This window comes from Bariatricus sp. HCP28S3_D3 (assembly GCF_052065755.1).
Lineage (GTDB): Bacteria > Bacillota > Clostridia > Lachnospirales > Lachnospiraceae > Allocoprococcus.
The window spans coordinates 1-428 of the sequence record NZ_JBQHTK010000109.1 but is presented as its reverse complement, the minus strand read 5'-3'; the positions used below and the strand labels follow the sequence as shown (position 1 = coordinate 428).

The following is a 428-nucleotide window of genomic DNA, read 5'->3' as shown; positions in this document are numbered from 1 at the left end:
ATCTGCACATTCGCCAGTGCAAGGGAATCTACTTCTTTCAGCCACGGATATTCTTTCTTATAGGCTGCCGGAGTCGTCTTCTTCATTTTCTTCGTTGCCTCATATTCCTTTCTCTTGTCATCCAGCATGATATTATAATTCAAGTACGCCTCGGCGTACTTGCTGCGAGGTGCGCGTCATGCTTTGCATGACACAATACATCTGCGCACCTCTGCAATCCGCCGGAGGCTTTATCTTGGAAGAAGATTAGACTCCCACCAAGACATATTTGTCGCAACTCACCATCTATAGAGGTGGGGGGCTAATCTTCTTTCAAGATAAAACGGCAGCATCCAAATGTTTTAGCAAGAAGTTCTTCCTGTTTTTTATCCGGGTAAATCCGGAATTTATACGCTTTGTTCAAATTACTTTTCACCCTGGCTTTCAAT

1 protein-coding gene is annotated in these 428 nt (G+C 43.9%); it reads right to left on the bottom strand.

Going from position 1 to position 428, the window contains the following annotated elements; all coding sequences use genetic code 11:
* Positions 1 to 301: 301 nt before the first annotated feature.
* Positions 302 to 415, bottom strand: a complete 114-nt coding sequence (locus ACTNB3_RS17930; RefSeq protein WP_441027322.1) for a helix-turn-helix domain-containing protein — start codon at positions 413 to 415, stop codon at positions 302 to 304.
* Positions 416 to 428: the final 13 nt, after the last annotated feature.